The sequence below is a fragment of the Alkalibacterium gilvum genome (assembly GCF_900109085.1).
Taxonomy (GTDB): domain Bacteria; phylum Bacillota; class Bacilli; order Lactobacillales; family Carnobacteriaceae_A; genus Alkalibacterium; species Alkalibacterium gilvum.
The window spans coordinates 1-18094 of sequence record NZ_FNYW01000027.1 but is presented as its reverse complement, the minus strand read 5'-3'; the positions used below and the strand labels follow the sequence as shown (position 1 = coordinate 18094).

General features: G+C 29.8%; 19 protein-coding genes and 1 pseudogene. 10 read left to right on the top strand and 10 right to left on the bottom strand.

Going from position 1 to position 18094, the window contains the following annotated elements; translation table 11 throughout:
• Window positions 1-272: 272 nt before the first annotated feature.
• On the top strand, window positions 273-4037 hold the full coding sequence (locus BMX83_RS07365; RefSeq protein ID WP_091635427.1) for a YobI family P-loop NTPase: 3765 nt from the start codon (window positions 273-275) through the stop codon (window positions 4035-4037).
• A gap of 277 nt (window positions 4038-4314) precedes the next feature.
• On the opposite strand, the gene BMX83_RS07360 is transcribed toward BMX83_RS07365, so the two are convergent.
• From BMX83_RS07360 to BMX83_RS07335, 6 genes and pseudogenes are all read right to left on the bottom strand, one after another.
• Complete coding sequence (locus BMX83_RS07360; protein WP_091635424.1) at window positions 4315-5577, bottom strand: ABC transporter permease; 1263 nt, start codon at window positions 5575-5577, stop codon at window positions 4315-4317.
• A pseudogene (locus BMX83_RS07355) lies at window positions 5570-6468 on the bottom strand (ABC transporter ATP-binding protein). The gene BMX83_RS07360 and the pseudogene BMX83_RS07355 overlap by 8 nt, the downstream one beginning before the upstream one ends.
• Window positions 6455-6799 (bottom strand): hypothetical protein, encoded by a 345-nt coding sequence (locus BMX83_RS07350; RefSeq protein ID WP_091635422.1) that lies wholly within the window; start codon window positions 6797-6799, stop codon window positions 6455-6457. The pseudogene BMX83_RS07355 and the gene BMX83_RS07350 overlap by 14 nt, the downstream one beginning before the upstream one ends.
• Before the next feature lie 28 nt (window positions 6800-6827).
• A complete protein-coding gene (locus BMX83_RS07345) occupies window positions 6828-7334 on the bottom strand; it encodes a stage II sporulation protein M (protein WP_091635419.1) in 507 nt (168 codons plus the stop codon).
• Window positions 7335-7393: 59 nt separating this feature from the next.
• A complete protein-coding gene (locus tag BMX83_RS07340; RefSeq protein WP_091635417.1) occupies window positions 7394-7579 on the bottom strand; it encodes a hypothetical protein in 186 nt (61 codons plus the stop codon).
• A 25-nt stretch (window positions 7580-7604) separates the two neighbouring features.
• A complete protein-coding gene (locus BMX83_RS07335; protein ID WP_091635414.1) occupies window positions 7605-7784 on the bottom strand; it encodes a hypothetical protein in 180 nt (59 codons plus the stop codon).
• 243 nt (window positions 7785-8027) lie between these two features.
• Between BMX83_RS07335 and BMX83_RS07330 the strand changes: the two genes are divergently transcribed.
• From BMX83_RS07330 to BMX83_RS07300, 6 genes are all read left to right on the top strand, one after another.
• The gene (locus BMX83_RS07330; RefSeq protein WP_091635412.1) at window positions 8028-8897 is read left to right on the top strand and encodes an Rgg/GadR/MutR family transcriptional regulator; all 870 of its coding nucleotides are present in this window, start codon (window positions 8028-8030) and stop codon (window positions 8895-8897) included.
• 588 nt (window positions 8898-9485) lie between these two features.
• Window positions 9486-9674 (top strand): hypothetical protein, encoded by a 189-nt coding sequence (locus BMX83_RS07320; RefSeq protein ID WP_091635406.1) that lies wholly within the window; start codon window positions 9486-9488, stop codon window positions 9672-9674.
• 247 nt (window positions 9675-9921) lie between these two features.
• Window positions 9922-10446: a GrpB family protein gene (locus BMX83_RS07315; protein WP_091635403.1), complete on the top strand. Its 525-nt coding sequence runs from the start codon at window positions 9922-9924 to the stop codon at window positions 10444-10446.
• Between the two features lie 97 nt (window positions 10447-10543).
• Window positions 10544-10759: a hypothetical protein gene (locus BMX83_RS07310; RefSeq protein ID WP_091635400.1), complete on the top strand. Its 216-nt coding sequence runs from the start codon at window positions 10544-10546 to the stop codon at window positions 10757-10759.
• 82 nt (window positions 10760-10841) lie between these two features.
• Window positions 10842-11237, top strand: a complete 396-nt coding sequence (locus BMX83_RS07305) for a hypothetical protein (RefSeq protein ID WP_091635397.1) — start codon at window positions 10842-10844, stop codon at window positions 11235-11237.
• Window positions 11238-11642: 405 nt separating this feature from the next.
• On the top strand, window positions 11643-12209 hold the full coding sequence (locus tag BMX83_RS07300; RefSeq protein WP_091635394.1) for a recombinase family protein: 567 nt from the start codon (window positions 11643-11645) through the stop codon (window positions 12207-12209).
• Window positions 12210-12363: 154 nt separating this feature from the next.
• Here the strand turns inward: BMX83_RS07300 and BMX83_RS07295 are convergent, their stop codons facing one another.
• On the bottom strand, window positions 12364-12657 hold the full coding sequence (locus BMX83_RS07295) for a BRCT domain-containing protein (protein WP_091635392.1): 294 nt from the start codon (window positions 12655-12657) through the stop codon (window positions 12364-12366).
• Between the two features lie 474 nt (window positions 12658-13131).
• On the opposite strand from BMX83_RS07295, the gene BMX83_RS07290 reads away from it, so the two are divergent.
• Window positions 13132-14808: a putative polysaccharide biosynthesis protein gene (locus BMX83_RS07290; RefSeq protein ID WP_091635389.1), complete on the top strand. Its 1677-nt coding sequence runs from the start codon at window positions 13132-13134 to the stop codon at window positions 14806-14808.
• Between the two features lie 217 nt (window positions 14809-15025).
• Here BMX83_RS07290 and BMX83_RS07285 read toward each other — a convergent pair whose 3' ends face one another.
• Entirely contained in the window at window positions 15026-15346 is a 321-nt protein-coding gene (locus BMX83_RS07285; protein WP_091635386.1) for a helix-turn-helix domain-containing protein, read from the bottom strand.
• A 144-nt stretch (window positions 15347-15490) separates the two neighbouring features.
• Here BMX83_RS07285 and BMX83_RS07280 point away from each other — a divergent pair, with 144 nt between their 5' ends.
• Complete coding sequence (locus tag BMX83_RS07280) at window positions 15491-15751, top strand: hypothetical protein (RefSeq protein WP_091635383.1); 261 nt, start codon at window positions 15491-15493, stop codon at window positions 15749-15751.
• A 20-nt stretch (window positions 15752-15771) separates the two neighbouring features.
• Entirely contained in the window at window positions 15772-16527 is a 756-nt protein-coding gene (locus BMX83_RS07275; protein ID WP_091635381.1) for a hypothetical protein, read from the top strand.
• Window positions 16528-16792: 265 nt separating this feature from the next.
• On the opposite strand, the gene BMX83_RS07270 is transcribed toward BMX83_RS07275, so the two are convergent.
• Both BMX83_RS07270 and BMX83_RS07265 read right to left on the bottom strand, forming a co-directional pair.
• Entirely contained in the window at window positions 16793-17344 is a 552-nt protein-coding gene (locus BMX83_RS07270; RefSeq protein WP_091635378.1) for a tyrosine-type recombinase/integrase, read from the bottom strand.
• A gap of 159 nt (window positions 17345-17503) precedes the next feature.
• A partial coding sequence (locus BMX83_RS07265; protein WP_143059499.1) for an ABC transporter permease occupies window positions 17504-18094 on the bottom strand: 591 nt, incomplete at its 5' end.

Genomic DNA, 18094 nt, shown 5'->3' with positions numbered 1-18094 from the left:
CTTGAAATTAGACGTTGTATCAGTGGTTTTGAGCGCTTTTCAGCTATCTTGCAAGATAGTTATCACGAAGTAGTCCTTTAAAAGGGCTGAATTTCATCATTTATCTGTATTTATTCATACTTTTATTTATAGAACATTGAAATATACAGATTGATAAAAGTATAATAAAAATAGTACTAAAAAGTCTGCATACATTCATTATTTTTTTCTTGATTGATTTAGTATATTTGAGAATGATCGTTATAAATATTATGAATACGGGAAGGGATAGTATGGCAAATAAAGCAGTTACATTTAAAGCATTAACCCCTGAAAAACACATTGATAATCTTGATTACTACGAGGAAGCTTTAGATTTTGCATTAGCTGATGAAGAGACTATAAACATTGCTATCACGGGTATATATGGATCTGGAAAGACGAGTGTTCTCGAAAGCTATAAGAATAAAGAAACGAGTAGTAAAACGTTTGAAAAAAGCGACTATCTCCATATATCATTAGCTGATTTCGAACAAAGTAATGCCGATAAGGATAACGGCAAACATGATATCAGCGACAAGGTATTAGAGGGGAAAATTCTTAATCAACTACTCCATCAAGTTAATACTAAGAAAATACCACAATCAATTTTTAGATTGAAAAGAAATATATCTAAGTGGAGGGTATTACTTTCAACAGCTTTTATAATTTTATTTATTATAAATCTCTTTTTAGTGTGGCGCTTCCCAGGAGAAAATCTAAAAACAGTTTTTTTAATCATTTTTTTTGCTCAACTTAGTTGTATAATTTATTTTTTAGTACGATTACAATTGAATAAAAGAATTTTTAAAAGATTATCTATCCGGAGTAAAAATATTGAGAGTGATATAGAAATTTTTGAAGATTCCGATAGTTCTTATTTTGATAAATACTTAGATGACGTTATCTACTTATTTTATAATTCAGGTGCTAAAGTCATTGTCTTTGAAGATCTTGATCGATTTGATAATAATCTAATTTTCGCCAAGTTAAAAGAAATAAATACGCTAGTAAATAACCGAAAAAATAAAAATGAAAAAATAAAATTTATTTATATGATTAAAGACGATATGTTTTTATCAAAAGATCGAACGAAATTTTTTGATTTCATACTTCCAATTATACCTTTTATAAACCCCTCTAATTCTTATGATGAATTAAGAAGTTTGCTAGAACAACAATCTGATTTAAATGATAGTGAAAAAGTGACATTATTTGAATTATTTGACAGTAAGTTTCTATTAAAGCTTTCAATTTATATAGATGATATGAGATTGTTAAAAAATATAGTTAATGAATTTTTGATTTACCATGGAAGATTAAATCAAATAACATTAAATGTAAATAAACTTTTAGCCTTTATAGTTTATAAAAATATATTCCCTAATGATTTTGCTAAAATTCAAATTAACAGAGGTTTTGTCTACCATTTATTTAACAATAAAGAAGCTTATATTGAACATGAAAAAAATAGACTGACTGAAGAAATTAAAGAATTGAACTTACGTATTGAAGCAAGTACAAAAGAACATTTGAAATCCAAACATGAAATATATGCTTTATTTTTTGATGGGATAAAGAATTATTTTAATATTGAAGTTAATGGAAAACAGGAAAATCAATTCACAAATAGAAGCGAATTTATAAAAGAAATAATAAATGCAGATTACAAAGTTCAAGGAAAAGGTTATTATAACAGAATAGATAATATTGATTTAAGTGAAAACTTTAAAAGAATTGAATCTCAATCTGAATTTAATCAGCGACTCAAAGCTATTGAAGACAAAAATAATATTGAGGAATTGCGTGAAGTAACTCAAAGAAAAATAGATGAAAAGAAAAAGCTATTCGACATGAAGCTGCATATGATAATAAGTAGAAAGGATATTGAGACAGCTGAGAAACAACATTTTGCAAAAACAGAACTCAACGAAACTTCAACATTCCAAGAAATTAAGCGAAGTCCTTATTTTGATTTACTAGTTTTCTTGATAACAGGTGGGTATATTGATGAAGATTACCATTCGTATATAACGTATTTTCATGAGAAAAGTTTAACTGTGAGTGATAAAGAATTTCTTAGAACGGTGTATGATTCACATAATTCGGAAGGGTTTAGATACGAAACTAAGCTAAATAGAATAATTGAAATTTATAATCGATTGGATACATCAGATTTTATGAAAAAAGAAGTTTTAAATTTCGATTTATTCAATTATATACTTACGAACAAAAGCTTAGCACATCGGTCTGAGAATATGAGGAATCTTTTTACGCAAATATATCAGACGAATAACATTGGTTTTTTTATGGAGTTATATAATCAACTAGAAAAAAAAGCCAGGTTTGAAATACTTAATCAACTAAACGGCTATGCTCCGAGTCTTTTTGAAAAAATTATCCGAGACGAAAATATTGTTGAAAAGGATAAATGTGAAGTGGTAGCAGATGCATTAAGCATTTATACTCAAAATCAATTAGCAGTTCTTGAAAATAAACAAGAGACGCTCAAAATTTTCGTTCAAGATTCAAATATATTGTTATATCAGCAAATAAAATATACTCAACGCTTTATGGACAATATAAATTATTTAAGAATAAAATTCACTAAAGTAGAATTTGAAAGACTAGATTCAAAATTGAGAAATTATGTTTATGAAAAAGATTTATACGCGATTAACTTAGAAAATATTAGTAGTGTTCTCAAATATTTTTATGGACACAAAAACAGTCAAGATATTACACACCAAAACTATACCCTGGTTTCTAAGGAAAATAATTCATTTCTTAAAGAATACATTGAAAAAAATATTAATTCCTATATAGAAAAATATTTGATGTTTTCGGAAGGAATAATACTTGATGAACCCAACGCTGTATATACGATAATAAATAATAATGATGATATTGATGACAACAATAAAATTAAATACATTAATATTCTTGATCAGAAAAAAATATTATTGAACAAGTTAGAAACAACCAATTATTATACTCAGCTAATAGAAGGAAGGAACTTGGCAGTTAATGCTGAAAATATACTATTGTATTTCCAGTTTTCTGAGGATAAATGGACGAGTGAGTTAGTAGATTTTGTTAATTTAAACCAAAAAGATTTTGAATTTGTTTGGCCTGATAATTCAGATAGATTTGATGAAGATTTTAAAAAAACATTTTTTAAAGCAACTGTTGGAGAAGACAATTTAGATAATGTAGTCTACCAAATAATATTAAGCGAATTGAAGTTAACTTATCCTAATGGGTTTACTTTAAATAATTTATCGGATAAGAAAATGAATATATTAATTGAAATAAATATTATTAAGTTCTCAAAAGAAAATCTGACAGCTTTGAGAAAAGATCATCCTTTTTCCGTAATAAATTTCGCATCTAAATATTTGAGTGATTATTTGCAGTTGATGGAAGAGACAGACTACTATAGATATGAAGAACTTTTAGAAGCTTTAGATTTTTATAAAGATTCAACCACAGACATTCAAAAAAGTATCATTGATGTTATATTTGAACCTATTTCTATTGTTAAAAAAAGCTTAAACCCGTATGTACTAAATTATATATTAGAAAATAAAATTGACATTACGGATTTGCCCTATATAATTCAGTATTACAACTCCTACAAAAAAATTACTAAAAAAGTAATTATACAAGTAGTTGCTAATAATGTAGATAATGTTATTACAAATAAAATTGATTTAACCAAAACTATTTTAAATAAACTTTTAGTTAATAGAGAAATTGATATTGAAGATCGTCAACTTCTATTCAGTAGGAATATCCAAGAGATTGAAAGAAAAGAATTAAAAGATAATTTTGAATTTTTAGAGTTAGAAAGTTTTATTGAAGTTGTTAATGAGCATAGAAGGAATGTGCCATTTATAATAAATGAAACTAATCAGAATATTCTTAGATATTTAAAAGTAAGGAACTTAATATCCAGTTATAAAAAAGAAGGTAATTACTATAATGTCAATTCGAAGCAAGAAAGGAATCTAATTTAATTGATTAGTTTGTCATATTAAAAATTGAGTTAAACTCAAAAAAATCCCCTCTAGAGGGGATTTTTTTGCTAGGACCAGGAACTTAATCATCTAAATTCGCCATATATTTATTATATTTTTTTATACTGTATTCACCGCTTACCGTACTTTTATATCTTCAGAAAAAAACAAAAGAACAATGAAAACTGACGGTTTTCATTGTTCTTTTGTTTTTCAGGAACTGGTTTTTTCTCAGCCTATTGTTTTGCAGAAACTTTTATTCATAGAAATTTGACTACTAATTATATTCAGGTTTAAGTTTTTTGTTGTCTATATTTCTTTTAATAGATTTAAAAAGTGTTACAAGTATATTATCAATATCTTGATACATTAAAATGTTATTCTTATATACTTTAAACGTGTATATAGATAATATCAAAGTGAAAATAGCGTAAATCAATATAGATATCGTTATATTCGTGCCATTCACTACTCCATTAGCTAATCTAAACGGCATTATAAAGTTTGAGAGAAGTGGTATATATGATGTTGCCTTTATAGCTATATGGTTAGGGTTATTTTGAGCTAAAATTATACCTAAGTAAAACCCTCCCATGCCAATTAATGTAATTGGTTGTAGAACCTTGGCAATATCTTCAGTTCTAGATACTAATGAAGACAATATTGAGGTCAGAAGTGAAAAAGTTACCACCCCGAAAAAGAAGTATAAGAAGTTAATTAATATAACATACTGAGTATTCGGTGATAAGGTAATATTATTAAAGACTGTCTGAATAATGGGATTGTCTTTTACAAAAAATAAGCCTACAACTCCTAAAGACAAATAAATTGCTATTTGAGTTAAACACATCATCAATATTCCTAATAATTTACCAACGAGATGGCTAGTAGCAGTTGTACTCGAAAGTATAACTTCCATTATTCTAGATCCCTTTTCCGAAGAAATTTCATGTCCAATTATCGCTGAGTAATTCATAATGAATAAAAATATCAAAATGCACATAGCAACACTGATGAATTGAGCAACATTATTTTGTTTGTTCTCCGAAGAAACTTTATCATTATTAATGGTAACTAAATTAGTTTTAAAATGAAGATTATTGTTTACCTGGGAGATAAAATTTTCTGGAAGATTATTTTCTTTTGCTATTGAAGTAAGATTATAGTTGTTTAGTGAATTTTGAAGATTACTTTCTAAATTATTATTAATTTTAGAAGATATAAAAAGGAAATTATTAGTTTCTAATTCTTCTATATATCCCGTTATTTCACCATCTATAAGCTTGTTTTCAGCCTGTTTTTTATTCTGTATTGAACTATCAACCTCAAACCCCTTAGCATTGCTTTGTAGATAATGAGTGATATTTTGATTTTCAGAAATCATACCAATAGTAGGTACCTGCTGTGGTCTTATGACAAAATATGAAAAGACAGTGATAGCTAGAAACATTATAATGGGTATAAAAACCATACCAAAAAATGATAACGATTTTACATTCCTTCTATAAACATCTTTTGCTATTAACAATGATTTATCCAACAGTCTCACCTACTTTGAATTTAAATATCTCTTCTAATGAAGGAGGCTGTTGACTAAACATAGAAATATATCCTTCTTTAGATACGATATCAAAAATTTCTTTCCCTACATCTGGATTGGAAACCGTTATTTTTCTAATATTTGACTTGTATTTTTCAATAGATAAGATTTCATCTAGATGATTAAAAATTTTATCATCTAAAGATGACTCTAAAAATATATTAGTACGTCCAAAAGATTCTCTTACAGATTCAATATCACCTTTTAGGACAATAGAGCCTTTTTTAAGCATAATAAGTTCATCGCATACCTGTTCAACATTGACCATATTGTGACTAGAAAAAATAATGGTAGTACCACTTTTTTTTAATTCTAATATACCATTAATTAATAGTTCGAAATTTATTGGATCAAGCCCACTAAATGGTTCATCTAATATTAAGAAAGAAGGCTTGTGAATCAAGCTGCATATCAGTTGGATTTTTTGTTGGTTACCTTTAGATAAAGATTTTATTTTTTGTTTCTTACTGACTGTTACTTCAAATTTATCGAACCAATAATTTGTTTCTTTGATTATGGAATCGTTTTTCATTCCTTTCAATTTACCAAAGAATAATATTTGTTCTTCAATTGTTCTTTTAAGATTAAGTCCTCTTTCTTCTGGTAAATAACCTATTTGACTAAAAAAATTTTTTTATCAAAAGGTTTTCCCCATTTAATTACACCAGAGTCCTGATCAAGAAAACCTAAGATGATTCTAAAAATAGTAGTCTTTCCTGAACCATTCTGTCCTATAATTCCTAGCGTCTTTCCTTCACTTATGTCAAACGAGATGTCCTTATTAGCAAAATGACCCTCGAAGCTTTTGCTAATATTTTCAACTTTCAGCATTCATTGCACATCCTTTATCATCTTCTTTAAATTTCTTAAATTTGTTGTAAAAATTGATCAATGCATAAATAAATGTACCGATGAAAGATAGTGTAAATATAGGAATAAACCATAGCCAACTGCTTTTTGTATGATTAACTCTTATAATACTTGCAAGTGTTGTACTTATAGTAAAAAAGGACATGATATTTAAGCTCATAGTACTCTCAATATCTCCCAATAATATAGCCGTTATTGATGAGATATTATTTGTAAATATAAATAATGAAATAACACTTCCAATTAAAATGAATGACAAAACTATTTCATCAAAATACTTAATATTCTTCATTACTAATTTTCCTTTCTTTTTAGGTGTTTTATATTATAATTACTTCAATCAACGCAGCGACGACTATTAATGTAGTACCTGAAAGGGTCCATAACAAACTTCTTTTTAAGAACAACATAGAATTAGAAAAAAAGGGTTTTTCCTTTTTAAATTTATTACTTATTAAACCCACAACATGATACGTAACACACATAGAACCAACAGCAACGCATATAAAACCTAACAATTCTATAACACCATGAATTAATAAATATTTTATTATAAATAGTATTTCATAATTCGTTATTAAAGCAGATAAAGCCAAACCCAATGAAAAACCATTTAGTATTAAAATAGATAAGCTTAGAATGGAAAAAGTAATAATTCCACCTAAAAATATAAATATACCAACTTTTAAGTTATGTGTAACTAGAGGAAAAAACCTTAGAGTGGTTAGCTGAGGATTTAATGTGATTAGTGAATAAGAACCGTAAGTAAATCCGGTAATAATACCTATAAACAGAGAAACAAAAGGTATGGATATTATTTTTTTCATGTTTCCTCCTAATATATAATTTATGGCGTAAGTATCTACGCCATAAATTATAATGATCTTTAGAAACCAGAAATAGCAGTTATTCCCGCGATAGCAGTTATTCCTTTAATAGTCACTATAAAAGGAGCAATTACTGGCCAAATAGCTGCAGCAGCGTAAACTCCTCCTGTAGAAATAACAGAGATTATTAAGTTGGCTGTTTGAGCTTCTAAACCTAATGTACCTATTAAACGTCCTAATAACATATTGTTCTACCCTCCCATAGCTATATTAGTATCCAACGCCAGCAGCAGTACCGGAAAAAGCAATAATACCGTTAAGCGTCAATAAAAACGGTGCTACAAAAGGCCATAGAGTACCAACTAAAGCTGCTCCACTACCAGTTAAGGCTGACACAATAGCAAATGCTAATTCTTCTCCTAATCCTAGCTTACTTACCAATAATCCCATCAAAATCACCTCCTTTCAGTTTATTGTATTTCCTTATCAATTTTGTTATAGTTCTTTCATCTAAGTATTTATTTTTATACTACTAAAAATAATAAAAATCCCCACATGGCTTTCAATCCCTTCGTAAGATCTACTTACAGATTAAACTGTAAAATAAGCAGATTTTACTTTAGAGTTGATAATGGGAATTCTGTCTCTATTGTGGGAATATGTTACAAAATACACAATGGGGAGCGATAGCATATGGATATATATGAAATTATTAATAAGATTAGAATTGAAAAAAATATTTCTATAAAAGAAATAGATAAATATTCGGTATCAAAATCAGCCTTTTATAGATATGTAAATGGTGAAACAGATTTAAATAGTTTTTCATTTTTAAAATTATTAGATACTCTTCATGTATCCTTAGAAGAAGTTGATCACATCAAAAACGGATATGGATTAAACGACCAGCAAAAAATATTGATTGATATTAAAAATGCTTTTGAATCTCAGGACATTAAAAAGTTGAAACTATTGAAAAGAATGTGTGCGCTTAACCAAGAAAAGAAAATGATAAATTATACTCACTATAGCTCCCTTATTGATATATTGTTAGCAAGATTAAACCATAATAAAATTAATATAAAAAATAATAACCTATATAAATATCTAGTTCATACTGAAACATGGACTAGGTATGAACTAGTTATGTTTAACAATTCAATGTTTTTTTTTACTACATCTGCCAATAAATATCTATTAAGTAGAGCTATTACTTCACTAAAAAGATCTGATAGTATTAATAGATTGGGTAATGAGAGTTTCAGATTGGTTGTCAATGCTATTATATTTTTTATTCACAACGATGAGCTTAATGAAGCTGTGAAATATATAAAAGAAATTAACTCTATGGATTTATCTTCAGATCATTTGTATGAGAAAATTATTTTAAAAATGTTTAACAACTTGCAAGGATTCTTATTAGAAGAAGATATAGCAATTGAAGAAATAAATAGGTGTATAGATTTTTTGAGTTTCATTGAAGCAAAGACCTTAGATAGAATGTTTAAGGATTTGTTTACTGACTTAAGAAAAAAATATAATTTAAATAGGGAGAGGGTATGATTTATCATGCATAAAAAAGAATTGATATCTGTATATTTTCTAGCATTATCATCTTTAGTTATGTTAATAATTACTTATCTTACTGGGGGCATTGGTTGGGGTTTAGCCGTATCTTTACCGCTATTTTTGATTCTCATTGGTTTTCAGGACGAATTTAGTAGGATATTTAATAAGTTTATCAAAAAGTGATAACTTAGGTTATGGTTAAAAACCATTATAAAATAATAAGCAAATTAATTTAATCAAAGAAGACTTGATTTGAGCTGTATTTTAATTGGATAAATATTTAATTATCTCAAAAAGGCTTATTCTGTCATAAACCTACAATTTTATACTGTCCTTGACATTCTAAACACACTGACCTTAAAAAAGTATGTCATTATTCTATTTATTTACTTCATTCGATGCTTTATTTCAATTAATAGAATCCTCTCTCTGTCCTGATATTAAGACAGAGAGAGGATTCTTCAATACCAAATGCAAAAAAGAGAATTTAATTAACGCTTCATACCGATCAATCTGTTAGGAATTTTTTTAGGATAAAAACCTTTTAATATGTGAATTTGGAAATAGATTCTTGCAGTTCAGATGCCATTTCAGCTAAATTCATCTGATTCTAAATTTCAGATTGATAAAGGTTCATTTAAAACAAAAGGTATCGCTATAACGTCTAAAACAAATTTGAAATCAGCGGAAGAACTATTGAATATTTCTATACAGATAACTGAAGGAGATAAAGATAAAATTTCAAACTTACCTAAAGTTGAAATAGTTTAAAGATCAGAGTGCGCACTTACGCACCATTTGAAAAATGGTGCGTGCTAAGTTTTTAAACATAATTTATAATCAAGAATTTCTAATAACGAGTTCGTCTTAACTATAAGTATGTAAAACTCAAGTAAAAGAATATAAATAGTATTGTTTTGACTAAAAGCAATAATACTTATAGAAAGTACTAGAATTGATTTTAAGAATGTCAAAAATATTTTTTAAAGAAAGTTATGCATAAAGGAGAGAGTATTTAATGCTTGGATTACCTAAAGACGAAGTGTTTTTAGTTCCTTGGACAGAAGATTGGACGAAAGATTTTTTATCGGAAAGAAAAAGAATACAAAATAAAACAGGAAAATTTATTGTAGATATTCATCATATTGGTAGCACTTCTGTAAGAGGGCTAAGTGCAAAGCCAATAATTGATATTGCCATTGAAATTAATAATTTTTATGATGGTGATCAATGTGTGACTCCGCTAAAAGACTTAGGATATTCTTATGGTGGAGTGAATATTCTCCCTGATAGACATTATTTTTACAAAGGTGAACCAAGAACACATCAAATTCATATGTATCAAACTGGTAGTAAATTTTTAATTGAACAATTAAATTTTAGAGATTGCTTACGCAATAATGATAAAATAAAAAGGGAATATCAAGAACTAAAAATGAGCTTATCAGAGTCACATAAACATAATAAACATAAATATGCAGATGAAAAAACTAATTTTATTAACTCTATTTTGGCAAAAAACCCGAATACTAAAGAAAAGTGAGATTGTCTTAACTCTAATTGAGTTCAACTTACTTGGCAAGTTTTAAGTAAATAAGATAAATTTGAGTATAAAAGAAAATATATAAAAGGAGCATTATATGGACTATATACAGCGATCAATTGAATTAAACGGCCCCTTCCTACTTTTTGAATCCCTATTCTTAATTGGAGGAATTGCACTTATAGTTGCAGGATACAAGATTAAGAAAAAAAGCAAGAAAGTCGGGGTAGTGAGTATTTTCGCAGGAATAATAATCGTTCTTCTAACATTATATCTTATGTTTTCAACACTGATATTTCGATTAAACTCATAATTATTGTTCAAATTATTCAACATAGCCGAGTTTGTCTTAAGTGAGATTAAGTAAAATGGAGTAAAATCGAAGGAGTGATAAAATGACAATAGAGAATATGATTCAATTAATAATTGCAATAGTTCCAGCAGTAATTGCCTATTTGGGGGCTGTTTATCAGTATAAAAATAAATTAGAGTTAGTCAGAGAACAAAATAAAACCGAGTTGGATAAAGTTATTAAACAATTAGAAGAAGAACGATATAAAACTGACAAAGAAATTGAAAAATTAAAACTTGAAAAAGATAATGATATTGAAAGGATAGAAGCAGAAACTAATAAAGAAATTAGTGTTTTACAGGCTCAGTATGAAACAAAAAAAGATGAAACACTGGAAAATAAATTATGGGAAGGTATGGGAGATGATCTAATAAAATCTTTTAAAAATAATTTTGATTTAGATAAGTTAATGAAAGATGAAATAGATAAAAACATTTAAGATTTGTACAAACTCGGATTCTTAATGCACGTACAATAAGAATCCGAGTTTGTCTTAAATGTAATTATGACAAACTCACGCCTTCGACATAAACCCCCTAATAGCAACGTTTTGGCTGCTTTTTGGCCGGGGCGTTGTTTTTTTGTCGGTTTCCAGTTACCTTTAACTGGTTTTATGATAACTTTATGACAGACTAAGAAGGAAACAAATTTTAAAATAAGTTTGCGACACATTTTTTGTCGATTTGTATCTACCGTGGTTTATTGAAATTTTTTAACTTTTGCTTTCAACTTCAAATTGATCTTGTAGTCATAACTCAAGAGTATTGACTACGATTTCTAACTCCTGTAAAATCAAGGGGTTAAGAGGTGTCATAACTTATAACCAAAAGTGGAGGTGGAAATGATGAAATATGGCTATGCGCGTGTCAGTACACGTCATCAAGATTTAGACGGGCAATTGCGCTTGTTAAAAGAAGAACATTGCGACAAAATCTATTCTGAAAAAATAACAGGTACAAAAAGCGATCGGCCCGAATTTAAAAAGCTGCTTGAAACGATTCAAAGTGGGGACACATTGGTCGTGACAAAACTAGATCGCTTTGCACGCAGCACGCAAGATGCTTTGAATACCATTAAGTTTTTGTTTGAAAAAGGTGTGCGTATTAATGTCCTTAATCTAGGGATCATTGAGAACACATCGACGGGTCGGTTAATCTTTACCATCTTTAGTGCCTTTGCGGACTTTGAACGTGATCTGATTGTCGAACGGACCCAAGAAGGCAAAGCATTAGCTAAACAGAAACCTGGTTATAAAGAAGGCCGGCCAAAGAAGTTTACCAAACAACAACTCCGACTGGCTATGGAACTACTCGAGCGATATTCCTATAAAGAAGTGGAAAGAATGACTGGGATTAGTAAAAGTACATTAGTTAGAAATAGAAAGAATAAGCCTATAAATACTGATGTTTAAGGTATATTAATTTGACTCTCCTGAAGATGATTTATATGCCTACCGTCATATTTAATATGACTATTGCCACGCATTTATCCCGGTGGTAGATTTCGTTTTCAGTAGTCAATCTGATGTATGATTAACTGAAAAAATATTCATTATAAAATTTTCATTACTCGTTAAGTTTAGATTGTAATTGAGCAATGGCGAGCTTAATAAATTCTTCCTCTCCCATTTTTTTGAGAGGGACACCTTTATCTTGTAGCTCCTCAGCATATTTTAGCTTTAACGAACGATGATCTTGTTCAAAAAGATTGAAGTTACTTCTCCCAATGACTAGAATGGTTGTCTTTTTAGATACACCATACTGAATTTGTCCGCCTAATGATCGAACTAAAGTCTGTGCTTGTTTTCTAGTCATGCTTGATAGTGTTCCTGTGAATACAACGGTTTTGTTTCGAATCATTTATTGTTCCTCCCGCTTCTCTTTATTTGTTTCTTCTCGACGATTATTAGCCCATTTCAGATTAAGTACGTCCCTTTGTGCGTGAACGACTAATCAAAAACTTCCTCTACTCACTAAATAAGTACATATTTGTTTATAAATAGCTGATAGTTGGTGAACGTATTTAAGTAATAATGAAATTAAAAATTTTATGCTAATTTATTTTTCACTTGGATAACTTTAAAAAGAGTAAACTTATTTTTGTTATGACGGCAATAGGAAGGCTTATAAATAGTGAAACTTAAATCCAAAATCGAACTGGACGAACCTGAGTAAGTTATTTATCTTATATTGTATAAGTCTAAAAAGAAAACCAACTTATAGGATTATACTGTTAATCTGAAATTGAAATAAAAGTATTATTTATATTGAATTATTCATGATTAAAGGGTAACCTTAAGTTTGCATTTTAAATAGTGAAAGTAGGTTGCAACAATGTCGAACAACATGCCTAAAGTTAAAACTAAACAAACAAACAAACAAAATAACCGATCACAAGAAACACTGGTAGCCGGTTCTGCATGGATGAGTGGTAGTAGTATTGTTTCTCGTTTATTAGGTGCTTTATATATCATTCCTTGGATGGCTTTAATGGGTGATAATACAACTGCAAGCGCTGCGAACGCATTAATGAATATTGGATACACTCCCTATGCTTTATTTTTAAATATTGCAACGGCAGGAGTACCTTCTTCTATTTCAAAGCAGGTATCTTATTATAATTCAATAGGAGAGTATAGTACTGGGAAAAAAATTTACAAAAAAGGTCTCCAAGTCATGGGATTGACAGGTATTATTTCTGCTATACTCATGTATGTTTTAGCTCCACTCTTAGCAAGTGCAAGTCCAGCAGCTTCAATAGCTGAAGGAACACAAGTAATTCGTTCATTAACCCCGGCTCTACTCATTATACCCATGATGAGTGTAACTAGGGGATATATCCAAGGACACAATACTATGGCTCCGTCTGCTATTTCTCAAGTTTTGGAGCAGTTTGTGCGTGTAGGATTTATGATTTTGTCAGTTTTCCTTATTCGTATTATATTAGGAAGTTCTGTGGTTAACGCCGTTTCTCTATCTACTTTTGGTGCATTTATTGGAGCGTTAGCGAGTAGTCTTTACTTAGGTTATGTTGTGTGGAGCAGAAAAAATGAATTTCAACATGAAGTAGTTTATAAAGAAAAGCAACAGGATATTAAAACAAACGTTATTTTAATTTCAATTGTTAAAACGGCGATTCCCTTTGTTTTTATTGGTTCAGGTATAACCTTATCTCAATTAATCGATCAATATACGTACGGGCCAGTGATGTCTCGTATTACAACTTGGACACCTGGCGAAATTCAAGTTTTTTATGGTGTTGCTGCTGCGAATGCTCATAAACTGATTATGATTGTTTTATCTTTAGGAAGTGCCATGGCTGTTACTTCAGTGCCATTAATGAGTAGTCTAGTAGCTGAAAAAAACTTACAGGGTGTTGGTAAACAATTTAGCAATAGTATCCAACTGCTTTTTTTAGTATTATTTCCTTCTTCATTGGGTATGTTAGTTTTAGCATCGCCCTTATACACATTGTTCTACGAGTTTAATGTTTTTGGTACAGAAATGACTCGTGTTTCTTCTATTATGACACTTTTTCTGGGTTTATATACAGTACTAGGTTCTAATCTACTCGCTGCCAATATGATTCGGTCAGCTATAAAAGCATTATTAATAGGTCTTTTAGTCAAATTGATCGTTCAAATACCACTTTTCGCAATTTTTGGGACAAGCGGAATGATTTATGCCAATATGATAGGTTTTGGATTATCTTCATACCTAATGATGCGTGCAATGTATGCAAAAACATATTATGATTACAAGAAGCTTGGTAAGCGACTGATGGCCATAGGAGCTCTTTCTACTATTATGACATGTACTGTTTGGGGAACGAAAAGTTTATTATCGTTATTCATTAATCCAGTAAGTAGATCTGGCTCTGTTTTAATCATAATCATTGCAACAATTGTGGGTATTAGTGTTTATGGATACTTGATTCTCAAAACTCGATTAGCTGATCATGTAACTGGTAATAGTGCAGAAAAGATTCGTTCGAGACTACGAATTCAATAGATACATTTTAGTATTTTATGCAGTAAATCTGAAGATATTAAACTGCATAAAAAAATTTGACTACCTCATCATTTTATAGGATATTATGAATAGACTTAGCATTATGGTATTATGGTATTGCGTAAAAATAACTAAATTTTGAGATACCAATCTTCCATATTCATAAATTCAATATTTCTTATCTGGCTAATTTCACAACTTATTCTGCGATTATCTTTTAATAAATATAAAAAAACGGAATAATGAGTAAAAAAAAGATATATAGATCTAATTTATATGTGCTCATTATACCCTTAAATTGCTTAAAACTACTCCTTTTTCCAACAAGAGTATTTTTATTATCGTTATAAGTATCGAAAAAAGCACTTGTCTCCACTTCAAAAAAGTTGGCCAGCATTACTATATTTTCTGTATTGGGTATCGTTTGTTCTCTTTCCCATCTACCTATTGTCTGCCTTGAAACAAATAAAATATTTGCTAACTCAGTTTGAGAAATATTTTTTTCAATCCTTAATTTCTTTATCTTTTCACCAATCATATAGCTGTTCTCCTTGTAGTGGAACATCAATGTTCCATTGATTTAACATTATTGTATCATAGTTGTTCAGTTACATATTAGATAATTTGAGTTATTATGACAGTGCTTTAGAATCTAAATTTCGAATTAGGAGGTGAACAACTAATGAGTGTGGATTTTTCATTTAATCAGATAGCAATTTTAATACTACTTATTTTAGTGGCTGCTCTTTTACAAAGACTTAATATTCGAGATATTAATAAAATTCATTCAAAATTTTCTAAAGAACTTGAAATGAATTCGCAAAGTAACTTACGTCATATTGTGGATTATTTAGATGAATTATCTCGTATTCAAGCAGCTTTTTCTCTAAACTATTTTTATCTTATATTAATCGCTATATTGTTGGTAAATTTGTACACTTAATAAGAGGAGGAATTTGACAAATGAAAAAAAATCTTTTATCTATTATACTAGTAGGTCTATTATGTTTTCCTATATTTCTAATGGCTGGTGGTTCTGTTCATGCTGTGAGCAATGAAGAAAATCAAGCAGATTATTTTTTTGAAGAAACAAAAAAAGGATTTATACTACGCTATGAACAAATAGAAGACGATAAAGTTGTTTATTATGATGAGACACATGAAAATAATGTCACTTATACTAAAAAATATATCAAGGATAATGACGAGTTATTACTTTTAGAGGAATTTACAACTACTATAAATTCTGAGGAAAATGGATCAATAGCTGCAATAATTTATAATGTTTCTGATAATACTAGTAGCACTTATATAGTTTCAGAGGAAGAGGACTTCTCAAAACCAAACCAAGATTTCATACAACTACTTAGCCAAAAAAGACATCCTCTTGCTAGCGATTATGTATTGAGAACAAGAAAAAGTGGACATTTAGGATTCTCTTCTTTATCAAAAGCAGCTATTATAGGCGTAATTTCTACTTTAATCACAGGTGGTAACGTAAAAGCAGGAGCTTTAGCCGCTGTTGCTACATTTGTCCTTAATGGAGGATATAGACATCTTTATTACTCCCGTGAGCATTATATTGCTTATGGAAGCAAAGCCGGTAGACCCCTTTGGAAGCGTATTGTAAGGCTATATTATGACAAAAATCGTACAAACCAACTCCCAGGCACTAAAGGGACTATATATATAGATTCAGATATTTTAACTCGACGTTAGGATGTTTTATCTATAACTATACAGATACTTCATTTGTTACTTTGTTTATATAGGATAGAATGCGGCTAGGACCAAAGTAATTTCTCACAAAATTCTAACCAACAATAATTTAAGAATAATTATAAAAAGAAACACGCTCCCACTTTTCCAGGTAAATCACCGATAAAAGTGAGAGCGTGCTTTTTCTTAGAGACTTTTGTCCCAGTTTCTTATTTTATTTAGTCACTATGATTTGAAGGTATTAAAATAATTAAATTTAATTTTATTAAAAACCTAATCTGAAATTTAGCAAGGTCTCACTGATTTCATCTTCATTGATCCCAATATAGCGTTTCGTTATTTTTTCGCTGCTGTGACCGAATATTTCCATAAGCGTCGCCACGTCTTTTGTTTTTTTATAATAATGATAGCCGAACGTCTTACGCAAAGTATGCGTGCCTATATCGTCTCGGCCTAAGAGCTTGGCCACCTTCTGAAACATTTGATAGACTGTATTCACTTCTAAATGGCCTCCCTTGCTGCTAGGGAATAAATAATCGTCTGGGTCCAGGGTCTTAGTGTAGTCCTGAATCAGATCCTGTAGGCTCCCTAAATACAATATCCGTGTTTTCCCCGTCTTTTGTTCCACAATACGGGGGTTTTTTGCGGTTAAAAGGTCTTGTTTCTTCAATTTAACGATATCGGACATGCGTAACCCACTGTTAATCCCGATTAAAAACAGAAACACATCCCGTTCGGCGTGCTGATTGCGCCTTAGACAGAATAAAAAGTCGTTAATTTCTTGCTGAGTTCGTAGGGGTTGGACGTTGTAGGTCATTTTAAGCGGCTCTCCTTCCACAAAAGCGATACATGATTACTCTCATTATACCACACAATCATGTATTACGGACCCCCAAAGAAAAAGAACCCCTGTGTAAAGGGATTCCGGATACACGATTTTATCCAATTTCATGTATCTTTTTTTATCATAAGAAATTTAACGTTTATCGTCTTTAGAACGCTTTTTAAACGTCCAGAATACGATAATAAATACTAAAATTACCCAAACTAACAGAATCATTAACGGTTTGAAAGGCGGTTGACCTTCCTCAATAAAGAATACTTGGTAAATTGGTAAGTAATTAAACACTTTTCTCACAATTGAATTGGGATCAGTCACAATAAATTCGACATATTGAGACATGCCAAAGATAAACATAATCGGCATTGTATAAACAGCTGTTGTTGCAACGCTTTTTACACTCAATCCAACGGCAATACCCAAGCCTAAAAAGAATAACAATAACAAAATAAGTGCAATAATTCCCATAAAACTCCAACTTGTTATGGCATCACAAATAGCCAAAGAAATTCCTAGAGAAATCAATGTCATTAAAATTGTCACTAAACTTTTCCCAAGAATAATATCTATTAACGAAGCTGGTGATTGAACTAAACCTCTTAAAGTATCTTTTTCATTTTCTTCCGCCATCATCGTTGCCTTTCCTATATTTGATCTGGATAAATCAATACTGACAGAAATCCTTAGAGGCGCCAGCGACAAGGTGCAGGAAGCGGATTGTAATCT